This window comes from Bradyrhizobium sp. UFLA05-89 (assembly GCF_059803475.1).
The window spans coordinates 1-15,114 of record NZ_JBANBA010000157.1 but is presented as its reverse complement, the minus strand read 5'-3'; the positions used below and the strand labels follow the sequence as shown (position 1 = coordinate 15,114).

Here is a 15,114-nt window from a genome sequence, read left to right as displayed (position 1 = left end):
CTCACCGCACCGGCGAGAAGCGCGTAGGCTTTCTTGTTGCAATGCGTGCGGCGGAACGTGGCCGTCGTTAATTTCGCTGCGCTCGCGATTATTTGCACAGCGGCCGTTGCGTAGCCCGAATCAGGGTCGCGCTAGATATTCGGCTCAGATCGCGGCGAGTGCATTGCTTTGCGGCGATCGATTGGGATTGTCTGGATGCGCGGCTTAGTAGCCCCAGCGATGGCGCGCTCGACGATCTCCCACCGCTCGCCATAGAGAAAGAACCCAGGCGATTCCGCCATCGCTTCCCCGACCGATAGCTTAGAAAGCTCGACTTCGGTGAATTCGGTCAGCGCCAGCTCGAAACCGCCGGTCAGCAGGTCGTTTCAATTCGAGCCTCAGCATCTCGTCGCCCCGATCCCTCGCATCCATGAGTGGACCGATTGTCGGGATGACATAGGCGCGCTTCAGGTTTTTGCTCCACCGCGCGCGACGATGACAGGCACCTCGGCGCCGCCGAGCAGTTTGCCCGCCGCAAGCCGCCCGAACCGGCGAGCACCATGCCGTCATCCGCCGCCAGGATGGCCATCCCCATTCGCGTATCGATCTTCCCACCTTGCCAGTGTACCTGCACCATAGAAGCCATCATGCCTGACGCTCAACTCCAGCAAATCATGGTAGTATTGAGAATCTGTTCAATCCTCCTCGACGGGAATCGGGATGGCGGATTTTGTGGGGAGCGCAAAAAGAAGTTCATGGCGCATCGGGCGCTGCCGTGGCTGCCGAGGCAATCCGGTAATCCCACGGGTCGGGCGCGAGGTTCGCGCAACAGGATGTCGGAATCTTTCCTCGAAGACCTGCGCGCGACGTGGGAGAAGCACGGTGCTCGTGCCGTGGAGGCTTGTGCAGTGGAGGACCCGACAGGCTTCGTCCGGATCGTGGCATCTCTACTGCCGAAACACGTCGATCTGAGCGTTGGCGTTGATGCCGTGCAATTTGTGACGACGTTCCGGCAGGCGCTTGATCTCTTGGGCAACGAGCCGCCATCGCGCCGCCGCATCGCCAAGGTGATCGAGGCTGAGGTGATCGATGATGCCGATCCTGAGTGATGAGCAGATTGCCGAAATCCGCCGCCGGGTTGCCGAAGCGATGCGCCGCCGCGTGAGGGCCGCTACGATCTCTCGCCGTTGCGGACACGCGCTGAAGTTTTCGGCTACTGCATCGAAGTTGCGCGGCGTGAGGGGTGAGATGAGGTCGAGGTAATCGACGCGCTGATCAAGGTCGCGAGGTCTTATCGCGATGACGTTTGTGATGTTGAGCAGGTGCTGCGGTCGCTCGGCTATACAGCCGTGTCCGATCATTTGAAAGAAATTACCCGGCATCTGTCGCTGCGGCCACCCAAGCAATGGCCATGCCTGACGGCGCCACAGCAGGCTGATATCGCGGATCAGTCTTGGCGGCGTCACGCTCGCGCGCGGCACTGATATTAACATGGCGCGCAGGCTCTCAGAGCGGGTTGAGCGGCTGCTTCGCAAGCGCGCGAAGGCTCGCCGATATTCGCGTCGCCATCGCAGACGTCAACGCGCGGGCACTAAGCTGCTCAGCATTGAAATTGCAAATGCCGAGCAGACAATCGCCGCGTGGGTGGCGCTCGGGCTACTCACGGAAGATCAGCGCAACGACGACCGGGCGATCGAGGCGGCCATTGCGCAGTTGTGCAGGGCAGGGTTTCGGGCCATTGAGGCGCGGCAGAAGGCGTCTGCCTAATATCGCGTAACAACCGATCGCCACGGCAAGAGCCGCTTGAGCCTCGAAGCGCAGCGCAAGACTCTTATTTTCCTGTACCTCCCTTTGGGCCCGCTACCGCGTTCGGGCCGCACAAGACCGTAGCGCGCCCGGATTAGGTCGCGATCGGGCATGCTCGTTTTTTACCCATCTCACGCAGAGGGGTGCGCCCCGTTTTTTCCGGCGCCCAAAAAAAAGGTGGCGCCCGCCCCAACGAGCGCGACCGCATCCCCGCTATCGGCCGCATGCAGGCCATTCGCAAGAAAGGCGCGACCTATCGCGATCGGCGCAGCGCCACAACGGGATGCCCTACCAGGGCATCAACGTCGTGCTGCTCTGGTCAGAGGCCGTGTCGCGCGGCTTACACACGCATCACCGATCGCATCGTCGCAGACCTGGAGCGCGGCGTGCGGCCGTGGCGGGGCGAATTACGCGGCCGCCGTCATGCAGTTCAAGCCCCGAAACGAGGAAGAAGTAGCAAGTGATATCGGCGTGAAGGGTTCAGGCTCGCTATTTTTCTTCTACTCCCCTTGGGTCCACCTACCGCCGTGGGTCAGGCCGTGGAATGCGGTCAACGATCGGGCCCAATCTATTCCGAGCCGCGTGCCGCATGGGGCTCCGAGCATCGTGACCGGCCTTACCGGGGCGTTGCGCCGTTCGAGCGGGGCGAGGCTGAGGCCGCTTTTATTGCGAGAAGGCCTCAGGCCCGAGGCGGCAGATCAGTAGCTCGCGCTCCACCGCAGGATGGCTGCGGTTCTTCACTTTGATCCAGTGCTTCTGCCCGCCGACGCGATGACGTGGTGCGGCTGCATCGTAGCACTGAGGGGGCGGCGTGTCCTGAGGCAGGTCGAACCCGGCGCAGGAACGGGCTGGCTAAGCGATTGCAGTATCGGAGTTCCTATTGCAACCCGGTGAAAGGGCCGCCGCTCCAAAGCAGCGGCCCTTTACTCTGTGTCAATGATCTCCTCAAAAGATCACTATCCGAAATAGTATAAGAGCGAATTTCCAATTTACGATAAGACGCTCACGCGTTTGGCGGAGCGTAGGTGGACGGCTCCGGCTCGCCTCCAGCCAGCCTCGCGCGCCGGGGCCGTTCTCGTTTGCAGGATCGGACCTTGTTCGGCTGGCCATCGAGCGCGAGGAATAACCATGAAATTCCCCGTCATGAAGCGATCCATCGTTGTCGACAGCCACAAGACCAGTGTCAGCCTGGAAGAGGCCTTCTGGAGCGGGTTGAAGGAGATTTCGAGCCTGCGCAACATGACGCTCTCGGAGCTGGTTGGTGAGATCGACCGCAACCGGCTGCACGGCAATTTGTCGTCCGCGCTACGTTTGTTCGTCCTCGACCACTTTAAGCACCGGGCCGCAGCGACCCAGTTTGAGGAGAAGGTGCCGGCATCGCCCAGCCATCCCGCGATGGGGGCGTGAGGCCTGAGGCGGGACCGAAGCCCTGCGCGTCACTCAGTGCTTCGGATTGAACCGAGCTATTCGGCGCAGCCCCTCCCAAAACTCTACGGGATGATTATCAACCAGCTGCTGCGCCCGACACTTTGCGTCGTCCTCGGTGGCACAGAACAGAGCGATGGTCTGGATGATGTTGCCCTCGAATGTGAGGACGAATACTCGGTACTCTTTCATCAGGCCGACATACCATCTTTTCCCGGCGGCGACGAATTAGGAGCGGCCTGAGTTATTGAGCAGGGAAGAGTCGCTGGCAAAGGCGAGGAGCCTCGCGCGAGCCGAGACCGAGAAGCTGAAGCAATGAAATTCGCCGCAGCGTCTCCGACCCTGCTGATCGTCACTGCTGAACCAGTCGACAGCTCGTCATGAGGATGTTCTGCCTGCAATTCCAACCGGCGCCGACATCCGAGCTAACCGGGTGCGGGACAAACGCTAGCCCGGCCATGAGCAGCGCGGCGGTGAAGGCGATAGCGAAGGCGTTCCAATAGCGGGTCATAAATTGTCTCCGTCCCTTCAGATGGAGGCAATCATTCGCCGGCTTCAACTTGATGTCGTCGGGTCCCTAATCGTGTTTCCGGACCGCTTCGACCGGCACCTCGAGATCTCCGCGGCCTCTTCCGCGCGGCCTGCAGCCGCCCCTGCGATTGCCGAAAGTTCCCGCACCATCTTTTGTCCGCCAAATCGTGCGATCATGCGAATGATCAGCGAGCGCGGTTAGCGAGCTTGCCCATGTCTCATTTCATGATGGATTGTTATTTTCCCGACGTGACGAAACCGGGTGGGCTCGCGTGCGATTCCTTGCCGATCAGGGCGCTCAACGAGGGTGATGCGATCGAGGAAGCCAAAAGGATTGCGATCTGGAAGAAGCCTGTCCGGTTCGATGTGCGATCCGTCAGTAGGGGCGGAGACAAAATGATCTTCGCTTTATAGCTCGGTAATCAACGGAGAGGCCGGCAACTGAGGCGGCCTTACAGTTGAGAAAGCAGAAGGGTGAAGCACGCAATCAGCGTTGCCGTACTGAGGCTCACCACGACGAGGGCTTGTTCACTACGGGCTTCCAGCTCTTTGTCATCCATAAGGCTCAACACCCGTGCGCATTCCCGGTTTCATGTCGGCGGTCTTAGACCTCGCGAAGTAAGCCACTTGTCGATATGAGCGACCATTTCGTCTAACCTGGCTTTGCGAAGCAGAGCCTCCCGATCGACACCAGGAGGAAGCAACTTCGCCTTCTCGCGAAGCTGTTTTGCCTCGGTGACGAGGCGTTCGTGAGTGAAACGGAGACGCTTCATTTGCGCTTCTCCATTCCGTTCGAGGAGGCGGGAGCGCAGATAGGCGCTCTCATCACCGATAAATGCCAGAGCCGCGCGGTGATAATTCTTAACGTCGTTCCCAGAGTTTTGGTTCAGAACAGGACAGCGAGCCTCACCCAGTCGAAGGCCCGCCAGCGTGAATCGGCGGGCCACTTGATCACTGCCTCAGGCGTACCGTGGCGGCCGGAGCTGCTCCAGTCCCTCCTCGATTACTCGAAGGTCTTCAAGGATAGAATCTCTAGACTGAGCCGGGTTGATGCTGGATGCGGGCTGTAGCGTTCCCAGCAACTGACGGCGAAGTTCTCGCATATTCTCCAGGGCTTGCCGGTTCTTCAAACGTACATAGGCGGAAACGATCGATTCAATGGCTGTTGGCAATGGGTAGCTCCTAATAAAACTTCTACAGTAAGTTGCATCGTAACCCGTTTGAGATAACCCGCAAGATCTGCCGTCGGTATAGACTTTCGTCGCAAATCGGGCCCAGGGTTCCCTTCGAGACGGGGCGCCGGGAAGGAGGCGGCCTTATTGGGCTGAAGGCCCGCTCCTCCGGCCTCGAGCGGGCTTTCCCTCAACTAACTTGCGACAACTTCGGGCATTTGCTGCCGAGCGGTGAGCGAGATGGCTGAAAAAAATCGATGTCGAGATTACAGGCAAATCGCAGTTCGAAGTCGCCTACGAGATGGCGAGATTCATTCTCGTCAATATGGAGGGTCGTCAGGTGAAAAGCATAAAGCGGCAAGAGTTCTTGCATTTGGTAGCTGACTGCATCGAGGCTTGCGCCGCATCAAGGCCAAGGAGATCATCAGCTAAAAAAGGGAGGCTGGATCGATCCTGAGGGACCGACGCCCCCGCCGCCCATAGAAAAGCCCGCCGACGTTGGGGACGGCAGCGGGCGATGTGAGGTCGAAGCATCACGGCGTGCGAATTCCGTGATGCGTCATTTGATATCGAACTTGGTTAAAATCCGGTTACTGCTTCAGCCGGCGAGCATGCGCGGCCCGATGACCTGCCAAGCCGCCGGCTGCGCCCGTAGCGTAGAACTCTGCAATCCGTTCTGTTCGCTTTGGGATGTCAAACGCCATCCGGAACTGAGGGGGCAGTTTTCCATGGCGCGCGACAAGGACCTTGGCGCGTCGAAAATGAAACGGCCCCAGCATCCCGGATTGAATGCTGAGGCCGTCTGGCGATTGTGTCTTCCCTAAAGAGCAAAACAGTAATTCACCCAGGACAGATTCGTTCCGGGATCAATGAAGAGGCCCCAGCTCAGGGGAAAGCTGGGGCCATCGTCACGTCAACACAGAGATGGCACCCGATTCTCTGCAACGCCGCTGAAGTCTTTTTGAGGCTAGCAGAGAATTCCGTTGGGCAATTCCCCTTACATGGAGGTGAGTGAACAGCCTCGGTCCGCCAAATGAGGAGGATACCCAGGAGAAAGGCCGTTCCGACCACCTTCGCAAGGACATCGTTACGCATACGGCAGCTAGGCCGGGTAAATTCGGCCCCGGCCGTGGGGCTTCATGGGGGTTGCGTGCCGGGGCCGTTGGAGGTCCTTGGCGGGGCTGATTTCGCCATGGGGCGACTAGATTGAATCGATCGCCCAATCTGTTCGCTTTCTTACTTTGGAATAGGCAGCGACACTACACCGCAGCCATGAACACGAGGCCCGCCGGTTCGCGCTGACGGGCTTAATCAGCCCGTTTACGAGATAACATCCAACGGGATGGTGCAAACAGCTGTGCCATCATCATCAATCACAGAGACCGAAGAGTGACGGCCGATCAACTCGGGGCGAGTTTCGCGCAGCGACTGAGCAAGCCTGATAGCTTCTATCCGCGCCTCCACTTCGCCTGGAAGGTCATGCACTCCGAAATCCGAGACAAGGTGGGTATTGGTGAGCTTGAATGAATACAGAGGCATGGAAAATGTCCGACAAACGCCAAAGCCCCTGCTTCCTATCGTAGTAGGGGCCCGCGGATGGATGGTCCGAGGCTGGGATGTTCCAGGTGTCGCACCAAGGACCCGCGTGATCAAAACGCCTTCATCGTACGGGTGGCCCGCGGAAATGTTGTGCAATTCGCGCAAACAATAGGCTCGACGCCCTATTGCCGCGTCTATCAAGATTGCTGGTTAGAGAACCAAGTTCGATGAAGCCGCCTTCAGTTGGCTGCCCCCGTCTTCAAGAGCCCGACATAGGTGCCGGACTCGTGCAGTTCGAGCCACCCGCGCTCGATGGCGTGCTTGATCCCGGCGCCAAACTCCGACCAGCTGGCCTTCAGAGTGTAGAGAAACGGCGCGTTGATCTTCTCGATATGAATCCGACCGTCCTGCAAGGGCTCGGTGCTGGCGGCGATCTCAACCAGCTTGCGCGCTGCGGCCTCGGGATTGGCTCACGCGCGCGTTTCGCCGTTTAACGATCCGTAGATTTTCGGCTCAGCCGCGAAATCATCGATACGTCGACCCCAAAACTCTTGGCGAGCTGCATGCGCAGGTCGACCACCTCTTTCGCGCGCTCGTCGGCGACCTGCATAGCGCGCCTCTTGGCATCGCGCAGACGAATGATCTCGGCTTTTGCCTCGCGCAACATCGCGGCCGTGCGCTCGATCTCGCGTGCTGCCTCGAGGCAGAGCGGGGATCGCTCGGATTGCAATCGTTGCACCAAATCGGTCATGGGTCGGGCCTCCGTATTCAGCCAGGCGCGAGATCATGCTGACGGCGACCGCGTAGCTCTTGGCGATCTCGGCCAGCGTCTCGCCCGCCGCGCGGCGCTGATGCTCGGCGCGCGACTCTCAGTAGCTTAATCCAAAGAGTCCCGGGACAGGGAGCAGGCCCGGGGCTTTGGCTGCGCGGTATAAAGCGCACGGGATGGTGAGTCGCGCACGTCGAAACATCGGTTGTCAACAATTTCGCAGGTGTATTATCCCAGCAATGACTGAGACCGATGCACAACGGTTCCGCAAGGAAGCTGGGGATTGCCGCGTACGTGCGGAGAAAGCCATCAGCCCGCTTGATAGGGAGGAGCGGCTACACTTGGCCGCCGACTGGCTCAAGCTTGCGCAAGAGGCCGAGAGTCGCGGAGGCCATTGGTTTTGCACCTAAAGCCCCTCCGAGACAGCTGGGGACATACGGCCGCACTTGGCTGGGCGGCTGCCGCGAGGCGATCGCGGGCTCGGATAACCGTCATGGCGGACCACGGTTTGCCGGTAGGCGTGGCGACATTGCGGTCGTTCAGGATGCGCGCAATCTCGCGGGCCGACCTTCCCTCTACCTGCTCGAATAGCGGCGCCAGCACCTTCGCGCGCTCGACCGCGGCCTGCTTGGCCTCGCGTCCATAGTCGCGGAGTCCGCCGAGCTGCTTGCCGTTCGCCTTTGCGGCGGCCAATGCGTCCTTGGTCCGTTGGCTGATCATGCGGCGCTCCTTCTCCGCGAGCGCCGCGGTGCAGCATGAACGGGTCGGTATCAGCACCGAGGTCGGCGACGATGAAGGCCACCTTGTGCTTCATCAGGCCGCTGATGAAGTGCACATCGCGGCAGAGACGATCGAGCTTCGCGACGATCACGGGAGCCTTAGCCTTGCGCGCGGCCTCCAGAGCAGCATGGAGCTGGGGCCGCTTCTGGTCATCATCCTTGCCGCTCTGCACCTCGGTGAAGGTCTGTACGATCTGGGGCCCTCCTGATCAGGGAAGCGCTGGATCAGGGCCTGTTGCGCCTCCAGGCCAAGTCCGGACTTGCCCTGCTTCTGCGTCGAAACGCGGATGTAAGCGATCGCGGACTTCATGGCGGCTTAACAGTCAAGCCGGGTCCACGCGTTGTTACAGCCCGTAGGGAACTGTTTTGGCAATGACGAATTGATTTGAGGCGCGTACTAATGCGCAGGAGGCTGCCATGCGCCTTCACTTTCACCACCACAACATATCTATTGACTTAGTCACCCTCGCGGCTGCCAGCTTCTTGGTACTCGGCTTCGCCGGCGCCATCGCGGCCCTGCTGGTGCGCTAACTGGCGGTGCACCCTGGGCGGGGCGACGAGTGCGGAAGAGAAAGATTTTTCGAGGGGGCTATGCGTCCTATTGAACCGGGGAATGAGGCCTCTTGGGAAGCCAGATGTACATGTATCGATGGGATCGGCATGGCCGTAATGGCCAACGCTGCCTCGTCCTCGCGCGCGGCGCGATGAACAGACTGCGTCGTCGGGTTCGAGGAAGACGGCTACACGACGGTCACCAGCCGCGCTCAAGCTCGGCCGAAAATCGTCGAAAAAATATGACGCGCGGAAGAGCGTGGGCGGAAAGCGGGCGAGCGCGCTCTGCTGCGCTTCCAAACCCAAACCAGACCGACCCTGCTTCTACGTGCTGACCCTGATGTAGGCGACGGCGGCCGGCTGGCCCACGACAGCGGCCGAGCACGGCCACGGCACGGGACGGCGCGCGCGGCGTAGCTGCGATGGCGATCGGCGGAGGCCGTTACACCACAGCCGCGGAGATTGTCCTTTGCCATTATGCCGCGGGCCGCGGAACCGGCGCGGCGATCTTACGGTTGATTAGCTGTGTAACCTTCCAATGGAGGGTGTCATGGGAAACTGGATGGAGAACTGGACGAACGCAAAACTGTGCGACGTCGCAAACCTAATTCTTGGCGCATTCCTGTTCGTTTCGCCCTGGATATTCGGTTTCGATGCCGGCGCAGCCTCCCAGAATGCGTACGCCGCGGGCATCGTGATTGCGATCCTGGCCATTGCGGCCCTCGCAGCCTTCGCGGTGTGGGAGGAGTGGCTTAACCTGATCGTCGGCCTGTGGACGCTTATTGCGCCTTGGGTTCTCGGGTTCGAGGCTGCCAAGACGGCGATGGCGATCCACGTCGTGGTCGGCATCCTGGTGGCTGTGCTTGCTGCGATCGAGCTCTGGATGATGTCCCAGATCCCGCCGCGGCTGACCACCGGCCGCTGAGCGGCCTCTCGGTTACCAGTGCGGAAGCCCCGGCCGATCCGCGACCAAACTTGACGCCCTTGGCCTGGGCACGCTTCGGCCCTCGCCAGTGCGTTCTCTGATCAGATCGCGTTCAAACTCGGCGATTGCCGCCAACAGCGTCGAGAGCAGCCGCCCCTGCGTCGCGCTCAGACATTGGAGCACACATGAAAATCAAGGCTTTGACCGCTGAGGCGGCGCTAGCGATTTCGGCCCTGGCGCTGGCAGCCAACACTGAGGCTCAGAACAACGCGGCGGTGGCAACGGTCGTCTCCGCAAAGACCGTCACCAAGCTGACGGACGCGGAGGACCGGGCTTGGCGGGCCAGATCATCGAGCGCAGCGGTTTCACTTGGGACGAGATGACCGGCAACAAAATGATGGTCGATCCATTCCTGGGTCGACCACCCGATGACGGAGATCAGCCCGTCTGCATCGCGGCGCAATATTGGCGCCCGCTCTGCAGTGGCCAACTGGCGCTTTTCACGAGACCAAAACGGGCTAGGATAGCTCCGTGCAAGCACCTCAGTGCAGATGGCCTGCCTTTCGGCCGCGACTGCCATCGAAAATCACGGGAGGGTATCGCAATGAAACCGCTCGCTTATGCAACTTTACTTGCGCTCGCACTTGGCCCCAGCTACGGCTTCGCTCAAGACTCAACCGGCCACAAGATGAGCGACGAAGAGCTGATTAAACTATCACTGTCAGCCGCCCCCGAAGCCATCGCCAAGGACGCCACGATCGTCGCTATGGACCACGATGGCAAAATGCGCACATTGCGCCAAGGAACGGGACAATGGACGTGCATGCCAGGTCACGCCGATCCGGCCAACCCGGACCCGATGTGCGGCGATAAAAACGCGATGGAATGGGCGACAGCCTGGATGGAGCACAAGGAGCCACCAGCGAATAAGGTAGGCTTCATGTACATGCTCCGAGGGGACGGCGGTGCAAGCAACACCGACCCGTATGCAACAAAAGAAGCTCCCGGCAACAATTGGATCAAAACCGGCGCCCACGTGATGATCGTCGGCTCTGGCGCTAAGATGTTGGATGGTTATCCACGGGAGGCGAAGGCAGACCCAACGAGTCCCTATGTGATGTGGCCTGGCACGCAGTACGAGCATTTGATGCTGCCGGTCCGCTAACCTCGCGGTTCTCGCGTCCGCATATAAATATCTGTGCTGGGACGCGCGAGGAAACGCGCGTCCCTACCGTTACCGGTGCGCTGCATGAGTCGGCCAAGCAGACGTGAGCGCGGACGTGGCAATTTCGCGCTAGTGATTACGCAAGTAGGTGAACGCATCCTGCACCCGCCGGTAGGCTGGATGGGTGGTGTGCTTCACTTCCAACGCATTGCGTCGGACAAGGCGGTCGGCTCGACCCCAGTATCTCGCTCAATGGCGCAGCTTACTATCGAACGACCTTTGAGAATTACGTCGCTGGCGCGATCTCGCGCGTCGATGCCCACAATGCGCTGATGTCGCTAGGCTATCGCGAAACCGCGCTCACCATCGACTTCTCGAACTTGACAAGGCACGTCGCGCTCGCGGAGATCCGAACGCGTAATGTCGCAACGCGTTTTAGACCGGCGTGAAAGAAATGCGACCTTATTCCGCAACGAAGATGCTAGCCGCGATTATCGTTGGTGCCTTCCTCGCGATTAAAGACCTGAGCTTGTTGACGGCGCGGATCGCAATGCCGAACGGGAACCGATTGTTCAAGCGCAGGAAGGCGAGCTTCCTCACATAGCCTCGACGTGCCATTTGGCGTGCGCACCTCTGCGAAAAAAATTCACGTCACCAACGCCGTAGCGCTTCGGCGGCATGCCTTCGCTCTCAAGCACGATCGATCCTTCGAGGATCACGATGGTCTCGTCGAGATCGTAATACCAATTGAATTTGCCTTCGGTGCAGGACCAGAGGACGGTCTTGGCAGTCTTGCACGCGCTGGCCGACACTAGTGGTTCATCACAGTGATTTTGACGTTTTGATACCGAGCCATTCGAGGATGGGCAAGTTTTCGGGTGGCAGAAGAATCTCGATGCTTCGGGGAACGCCGGGCTGACGGCGAATGAAGGCGGCCGGCTGTCCGAACATGTACGAATAGGTATGGATGAAAGCGAGGTAGTGTCCCTGTTTCTCGGTTAAGCGCGCGCCTGATTTTTGACTCATGGATCGATTCGTCCCGGCCTCCGACAAGAGGCGAAGCATGAATGTACGTTATCGGGTCGAATTGAGCCAAATCGAGCGGGACGAACTGACGGCGATGCTCGGCGGCGGCAAGCGCGCCGCCCGCAAGCTCAAGCGGGCGCAGATTTTGCTGGCGGCCGATGGAGGCTGCCGCGACGAGGAGAGACCATGAGTGTCAGCCTCTCCACCGTTTATCGGACCAAGCGCCGCTTCGTGGAAGGCAATCTGGAGCGGGCCTTGAGCGAGGAACCGCGTCCGGGCGCAGAGCGCAAGCTGACCGGCAAGGAGGAGGCCCTGCTGGTGGCGACGGCATGCGGCAAGCCGCCCGCCGGCCGCAAACGCTGGACGCTGACGGTGCTGGCTGACACGATGGTCAAGCTCACCGATCATGGCAGCCTGTCGGGCGAGACCGTGCGTCGCCGGTTGGCCGAGAACGACCTCAAGCCATGGCGCAGGGACATGTGGTGCATCCCCCATGTCGATCGCGAATACGTCGCCCGCATGGAGGACGTGCTCGACCTCTACGCCGAGGCGCCGGATCCCGTCCGGCCGCTGGTCTGCTTCGACGAGACCCCCCGTCCAGCTCATCGGCGAGGTCTGTCAGCCGATTCCAGCCGAGCCGGGACAGCGCGAGCGCTACGTTGGTGCGGGAGATCCCGGAGCGCTCGAACCGATCGGTGGCAGCTAACTGCTAGTGCCGAGCCAACCATAGTTCGAAAAGAAGCAGATGCCGGCCAGAGCGGCCAGGCCGAAATAAAGTCTCGTCATTCCCACTGAATGCGGCGGGCCGGCTGCCGTTCCATGCTCGTCGTCGGTCAGCGGACCAGGAGGCTCGCGATGGCACAGGCGAAGCCCACCAGCAGGACAGCCCACGCCGTTAGGACGACGGGGTCAAGAGGCCGGGGGAGGATCTTCCCGACGATTAAATCGAAATGTCTGGAGCGGTCGTCGTCCCGAGATCTGCGAATAGCGGCCTCCGGCGGATTGGCACCCCGAAAACCAAATTGGCAACTGCTCAAGGAAGCGCTGAAGCGCCGGGCTGCGGCGAAACGCTGGCCGAGATCGCCAAATCCCACGCCGTCGATATCAGCATGATCTCGCGCCTGCGCTGATCACCGGCCCGCCTTTTCTAGGCGGGCTTTTTGTTGCCCGCTAATGCCTCAGTTTGGCGGGCTGGAGGGCGTGGCAAACTCGCAATTTGAAATTCGGACAGCTGCGGTTTGTTAACCCGGAACATGCTGGATTGAGGCGGGCAATCGGCTTCGCCTCCTATTGCCCGCTACCCTTCGGTCCCGGCTCCCAAAAGGGACCTGGGGCCTTTTCTTTTGGCGCGACGCGAGGAGGAATTAGGACAGGAACGTTTACGCGGCTCCGCCGTTGGGAAAAATCGGCAATTGAGACCGGGATAATTTCAAGTTCGAGGTGAGATGATATGCCGCTCGCGCTTATTGAAGCCGCCCATTGCAACCTGGATCTCCAGCCTTCGCCCATCGAGCCGTCATGGATCGTTGAAGGAAATCCAGAAGCTCACTCTGCCTACTATCGATCAGTACGTGCAACACAGCCCGCATCCTGATCTGGTCGTGCACCGAAGGCAAATTCAACTGGTACTACGATCTCGACGAGACCATCCTGATTCTCGAAGATCGTGTCCCCGGGCATGGTGTAGCAGGAGTTTCACCGCATTCATCGGAAGGAGCCGGGTTGGTCAGCTGGCGATAGCCGGGAGGCTGACGGTTGGATCATCGCTCAAAGGCGCGATGGTTTCCAGTGTCATGTAACGGGCGCGCTGGACGGCCCATTCATCGTTTTGCTCAAGCAGGATCGCGCCGATCAATCGCACGATGGCATCTTCGTTGGGGAAGATGCCGACGACCTCGGTCCGCCGTTTGATCTCGCCGTTGAGGCGCTCGATCGGGTTGGTCGAGTGCAGCTTGGTTCGATGCTGCGGCGGGAACGTCATGTAGGCCAGCACATCGGTCTCGGCGTCGTCGAGGAAGCCAGCAAGCTTGGGCAGCTTGGGGCGGAGCTGGTCGGCAACCTTGCGCCACTGCGTCTTGGCAGCCTCGGCATCGTCCTGGGCAAAGGCGGTGGCGATGAAGGCCGAGACGACGCGCCGCCCGCTCTTGCCGGCATGCGCCAGTGCGTTGCGCATGAAGTGGACACGGCAACGCTGCCAAGTGGCGTTGAGCACCTTGGCGACGGTGGCCTTGATGCCCTCGTGGGCATCCGAGACGACAAGCTTGACGCCGCGCAGGCCACGGCGGGCGAGCTTGCGCAGGAAGGCCGTCCAGAACGTCTCGGCTTCGGAGGGCCCGATGTCCATGCCGAGCACTTCGCGCCGGCCGTCGCTGTTGACGCCGACCGCGACGATCACCGCGACCGACACGATGCGCCCGTTCTGGCGCACCTTCACGTAGGTGGCATCGATCCACAGATACGGCCAGTCGCCCTCGATCGGACGGGTGAGGAACGCCTTCACCTTGTCGTCGATCTCGGCGCACAGCCGGCTCACCTGGCTCTTGGAGATACCGGTCATCCCCATGGCCTGCACCAGATCGTCCACCGAGCGGGTCGAGACGCCCTGCACATAGGCTTCCTGCACCACGGCCGTAAGGGCCTTCTCGGCCATGCGACGCGGCTCCAGGAAGCCCGGGAAGTAGGAGCCCTTGCGCAATTTTGGGATGCGAAGCTCGACCGCGCCGGCGCGGGTCTCCCAGATCCGCTCCCGACAGCCGTTGCGCTGAGCCAAGCGCTCCGGATTCTTCTCGCCGTAGGCTGCTCCAGTCTGGCCTTCGACTTCAGGCTCCATCAGCCGCTGGGCGGCAAAGCCGATCATCTCGCGCAGCGAATCCGCATCAGGGGTCTTCTCCACAAGCGTGCGAAGGTTCATCATTTCATCGGTCATCGGTGGGTCCTCGAATCAGGTTGGTGTGTCGCAACCCGACCCTACCGGCGAACCGCCGGTGACCACCGCAAAGCCGCCCGCCCGCTACGGCGCTATTGGGGGCGCGCGTACGGGCGGCTTTGCTCTACCGAGCTACACCATCGCTGGGGACACGACCGATATCCATGATGGCCAGGAGCGATCTGCTCCACGCAAGGGCCGGATACAGAAGCGCAAGACCAGTCACCGCCACTCTGCAGATTAAGCTTGCAACGCACGGCCGGACCATACGGTTGAGTCAAAAGCGCCGGTTTGGCCCTCAGCCGAAGACTTCCGGTCTACCCCCAACTTCGGACATGTCCTTGCGCCGCGCAAACTGTCGCGAAGGGCCAATGCACGAAGTCGCTGCGCTCCAGCCCGCTGCGCGGGGGCAAGAGCCGAGAGGCCGGTAGCCGGTTGAGAGTGTATAATAGTGGTAGCAGTGGAGAGCCCCTGTCCTGAGAATCGAGGTGTTCTCAGCCTCAATCAGGAAGGAGCTCTC

At 60.6% G+C, this 15,114-nt stretch carries 15 protein-coding genes and 3 pseudogenes; 7 read left to right on the top strand and 11 right to left on the bottom strand.

Translation table 11 applies throughout. The features are described from left to right. Nucleotides 1-926: 926 nt before the first annotated feature. Nucleotides 927-1,460 (bottom strand): hypothetical protein, encoded by a 534-nt coding sequence (locus SO139_RS42420; RefSeq protein WP_498541897.1) that lies wholly within the window; start codon nt 1,458-1,460, stop codon nt 927-929. Nucleotides 1,461-1,470: 10 nt separating this feature from the next. Between SO139_RS42420 and SO139_RS42415 the strand changes: the two genes are divergently transcribed. After that, nucleotides 1,471-1,746: a hypothetical protein gene (locus tag SO139_RS42415; RefSeq protein ID WP_474803051.1), complete on the top strand. Its 276-nt coding sequence runs from the start codon at nt 1,471-1,473 to the stop codon at nt 1,744-1,746. Nucleotides 1,747-2,913: 1,167 nt separating this feature from the next. Further along, on the top strand, nt 2,914-3,192 hold the full coding sequence (locus SO139_RS42410) for a ribbon-helix-helix domain-containing protein (RefSeq protein WP_474803054.1): 279 nt from the start codon (nt 2,914-2,916) through the stop codon (nt 3,190-3,192). Nucleotides 3,193-3,562: 370 nt separating this feature from the next. Here the strand turns inward: SO139_RS42410 and SO139_RS42405 are convergent, their stop codons facing one another. Further along, nucleotides 3,563-3,721 carry a hypothetical protein gene (locus SO139_RS42405; protein WP_498541896.1) on the bottom strand — a complete coding sequence of 53 codons (159 nt, stop codon included), beginning with the start codon at nt 3,719-3,721 and terminating at the stop codon, nt 3,563-3,565. A gap of 233 nt (nt 3,722-3,954) precedes the next feature. Here SO139_RS42405 and SO139_RS42400 point away from each other — a divergent pair, with 233 nt between their 5' ends. After that, a complete protein-coding gene (locus tag SO139_RS42400) occupies nt 3,955-4,155 on the top strand; it encodes a hypothetical protein (protein ID WP_474803063.1) in 201 nt (66 codons plus the stop codon). A gap of 2,078 nt (nt 4,156-6,233) precedes the next feature. On the opposite strand, the gene SO139_RS42395 is transcribed toward SO139_RS42400, so the two are convergent. The 5 genes and pseudogenes from SO139_RS42395 to SO139_RS42375 all read right to left on the bottom strand — a co-directional run. Then, nucleotides 6,234-6,452 carry a DUF6894 family protein gene (locus SO139_RS42395; RefSeq protein WP_474803066.1) on the bottom strand — a complete coding sequence of 73 codons (219 nt, stop codon included), beginning with the start codon at nt 6,450-6,452 and terminating at the stop codon, nt 6,234-6,236. Between the two features lie 239 nt (nt 6,453-6,691). Beyond that, nucleotides 6,692-6,895, bottom strand: coding sequence for a hypothetical protein (locus SO139_RS42390; protein ID WP_474803096.1), 204 nt, complete (start codon nt 6,893-6,895; stop codon nt 6,692-6,694). Nucleotides 6,896-6,942: 47 nt separating this feature from the next. Continuing rightward, nucleotides 6,943-7,203 (bottom strand): hypothetical protein, encoded by a 261-nt coding sequence (locus SO139_RS42385; protein WP_474803069.1) that lies wholly within the window; start codon nt 7,201-7,203, stop codon nt 6,943-6,945. A gap of 375 nt (nt 7,204-7,578) precedes the next feature. Beyond that, nucleotides 7,579-7,941: a recombinase family protein gene (locus tag SO139_RS42380; protein WP_498541895.1), complete on the bottom strand. Its 363-nt coding sequence runs from the start codon at nt 7,939-7,941 to the stop codon at nt 7,579-7,581. A gap of 103 nt (nt 7,942-8,044) precedes the next feature. After that, nucleotides 8,045-8,173, bottom strand: a pseudogene (locus SO139_RS42375) (recombinase family protein); the annotation flags it as partial. 941 nt (nt 8,174-9,114) lie between these two features. Here SO139_RS42375 and SO139_RS42370 point away from each other — a divergent pair. Continuing rightward, nucleotides 9,115-9,477 carry an SPW repeat protein gene (locus SO139_RS42370; RefSeq protein ID WP_474803099.1) on the top strand — a complete coding sequence of 121 codons (363 nt, stop codon included), beginning with the start codon at nt 9,115-9,117 and terminating at the stop codon, nt 9,475-9,477. 12 nt (nt 9,478-9,489) lie between these two features. Here the strand turns inward: SO139_RS42370 and SO139_RS42365 are convergent, their stop codons facing one another. Continuing rightward, the gene (locus SO139_RS42365; RefSeq protein ID WP_498541894.1) at nt 9,490-9,660 is read right to left on the bottom strand and encodes a recombinase family protein; all 171 of its coding nucleotides are present in this window, start codon (nt 9,658-9,660) and stop codon (nt 9,490-9,492) included. A 151-nt stretch (nt 9,661-9,811) separates the two neighbouring features. Here SO139_RS42365 and SO139_RS42360 point away from each other — a divergent pair, with 151 nt between their 5' ends. After that, on the top strand, nt 9,812-10,642 hold the full coding sequence (locus SO139_RS42360) for a hypothetical protein (RefSeq protein WP_474803078.1): 831 nt from the start codon (nt 9,812-9,814) through the stop codon (nt 10,640-10,642). Nucleotides 10,643-11,104: 462 nt separating this feature from the next. Here the strand turns inward: SO139_RS42360 and SO139_RS42355 are convergent. Together SO139_RS42355 and SO139_RS42350 are read right to left on the bottom strand one after the other, a co-directional pair. Then, nucleotides 11,105-11,457: pseudogene (locus SO139_RS42355) on the bottom strand (cupin domain-containing protein); the annotation flags it as partial. Nucleotides 11,458-11,464: 7 nt separating this feature from the next. Then, nucleotides 11,465-11,668: a hypothetical protein gene (locus SO139_RS42350; RefSeq protein ID WP_474803081.1), complete on the bottom strand. Its 204-nt coding sequence runs from the start codon at nt 11,666-11,668 to the stop codon at nt 11,465-11,467. 37 nt (nt 11,669-11,705) lie between these two features. On the opposite strand from SO139_RS42350, the pseudogene SO139_RS42345 reads away from it, so the two are divergent. Next, nucleotides 11,706-12,326, top strand: a pseudogene (locus SO139_RS42345) (IS630 family transposase); the annotation flags it as partial. A gap of 905 nt (nt 12,327-13,231) precedes the next feature. Further along, nucleotides 13,232-13,408 carry a cupin domain-containing protein gene (locus SO139_RS42340; protein WP_498541898.1) on the top strand — a complete coding sequence of 59 codons (177 nt, stop codon included), beginning with the start codon at nt 13,232-13,234 and terminating at the stop codon, nt 13,406-13,408. Here SO139_RS42340 and SO139_RS42335 read toward each other — a convergent pair. Then, nucleotides 13,395-14,594 carry an IS256 family transposase gene (locus tag SO139_RS42335; protein ID WP_498541893.1) on the bottom strand — a complete coding sequence of 400 codons (1,200 nt, stop codon included), beginning with the start codon at nt 14,592-14,594 and terminating at the stop codon, nt 13,395-13,397. The two genes, SO139_RS42340 and SO139_RS42335, sit on opposite strands and share 14 nt — an antisense overlap. Nucleotides 14,595-15,114: the final 520 nt, after the last annotated feature.